Below are 1,858 nucleotides of genomic sequence, written 5' to 3' on the forward strand. Positions count from 1 at the left end.
TCCAGCCTCCAGCCTCCAGCCTCCAGCCTCTAGCCATTACGATAAGCATTTGGCAGTTTGATATTAAACAGAATCGCCAGCGCCCGAAGAATAAAGGCCACTAAAAAACCACCCATCAGATCATAGCTATTGGGTAATCCCAGATGACTTAGTCCCAGATACACCACTGCACCGGCCAGAGTCGTGGTGATATATAGCTCTTCATTCATCAGTGTCAGATTACTGCCACACAGCACATCACGGGCAATACCACCAAAGCTGGCGGTCATCACGCCCATACAGACTGCAATCAGAGGCGAGACACCAAAATCGAGGGCGATCTTGGTACCCACAACCGAAAATAGCGCCAGGCCGACCGCATCCATCCAGATCAGCGCGCGTGTACGGGAAGCCAGTCTGGGGGCGATAAAATAGGTGATAGCGGATGCTGTCAGGCAGATCACAATCCAGATCGGTTCCCGAATCCAGAATACCGGCATCTTGCCCAGCAGGACATCACGCAAGGTTCCACCCCCGACACCGGTGGCTGTGCCGATCAGCATAAACCCCAGAATATCCATCTTTTGTCGTGCGGCATCCAGTGCCCCCGAGACTGCAAATACCGCAACAGCGGCCAGCCCCATGATGTTAACTGCTGCGGTAATATCGAATGTCATTATTCTGTCCTTTAAATCATTGTAATAATTGCTGTACCAGGCGACCCGCACCCCCAGATTTCGCTGCTTTTAGTCGCACGGGTGTTATTGTTTGATTATTGCGCTTTTTTTACAAGATAGGACAATATCGTCGCTGTGGTTTACCTGTGTCAGACATTTTTATGGTAGTGTTCTGCTGGCTGAAAAATGCCACACTTTTACGGTTTTAGGTTTAGGAAAAAGCCTGCATGAAGCTTTATCTCTATCTTTCTTTTCGTCATCTGGATGTTCTGCGCAATAGCCGTCTGCACTTTGTCGGTGCGGTCGAACGACAGGACCCGTTTGAAAACAATCGTCCGGCGATTCGCAAGGCCCCGGAAAAAACGGCGATCAGCGAAGAGGACTTTAAAGCTGAGCTGCGCCGCCAATACGCTGCACTGCCCGAGCATATGCAGGCGTTGGTTGATGAAGACTACTTCTGTCAGCAGCTAAGAGCAAAGCGGCCCACGATTGAAAAGCAGATGCGTCAGCGCCAACAGCCAAAAACCAAGCAGCTCCCCGATCCTAAACAGCTTCAGTCTCTGGCGCTGTGTCGTTTGTTTAAATCCGCTGATAATCCGGTGCTATGGGAGCGTTTTGGCGATCAATACAAGGGCTTTGTTATTGAGTTGGATGGCAAACATGAATACTTCACCGGCAAGCGCTACAAAACGCAACCACAAGTTATGCGACCGGTAAGTTATGGGGTGGATCGCCCATCGGTAAAAGCCCGTGTTCAACCTTTTCCTGCACTCTTCTATCGTTCTGAAGCATTCCAGTCGGAGCAAGAGATCCGCCTGGTACGCCCAAAGGAGATGGCCGATAAGGTTGTGCCTCTGAATGAGAAGGAGTTTTTCTTTTTTAACTTCCCGCCATCATTGGTGAAACGGGTAATTATTGGCTGTAATGCCAGCGATAAAGACCGAAAGTCTGTTCAACAGCTATTCAGTGTCGATACCCGCTATAAAAAAACACCACTGGCGAATCTCTGGCTCGACCCGGACCTGTTTACCCTGCATGTCAAAGCGGCGAAGTAGCCGCTGTTTTTTTATCACCTTTTGCGGAAAACCCCGTACTTTTAGTGCGGGGCAGAGCGTAGAGACGCAAGCCTCTCTAATGAGGTCTGGCTTGTTGCTCGATATATTGACGGACAACGGAGATCGGAGCGCCACCTACACTTCCAG

2 protein-coding genes are annotated in these 1,858 nt (G+C 50.1%); one reads left to right on the top strand and one right to left on the bottom strand.

What is annotated here, in order from left to right; translation table 11 throughout:
* Positions 1 to 29 precede the first annotated feature (29 nt).
* Positions 30 to 656, bottom strand: a complete 627-nt coding sequence (locus H579_RS0118595) for a trimeric intracellular cation channel family protein (RefSeq protein WP_028301904.1) — start codon at positions 654 to 656, stop codon at positions 30 to 32.
* A 227-nt stretch (positions 657 to 883) separates the two neighbouring features.
* On the opposite strand from H579_RS0118595, the gene H579_RS0118600 reads away from it, so the two are divergent.
* The gene (locus H579_RS0118600) at positions 884 to 1,711 is read left to right on the top strand and encodes a hypothetical protein (protein WP_028301905.1); all 828 of its coding nucleotides are present in this window, start codon (positions 884 to 886) and stop codon (positions 1,709 to 1,711) included.
* The last annotated feature ends 147 nt before the right edge of the window (positions 1,712 to 1,858 follow it).

This window comes from Oceanospirillum beijerinckii DSM 7166 (assembly GCF_000422425.1).
Taxonomy (GTDB): domain Bacteria; phylum Pseudomonadota; class Gammaproteobacteria; order Pseudomonadales; family Halomonadaceae; genus Oceanospirillum; species Oceanospirillum beijerinckii.

Excerpts from the sequence above, each read along its gene's own strand:
- H579_RS0118595 (WP_028301904.1), bottom strand. The coding sequence starts at position 656 with ATGACATTCGATATTACCGCAGCAGTTAACATCATGGGGCTGGCCGCT.
- H579_RS0118600 (WP_028301905.1), top strand. The coding sequence starts at position 884 with ATGAAGCTTTATCTCTATCTTTCTTTTCGTCATCTGGATGTTCTGCGC.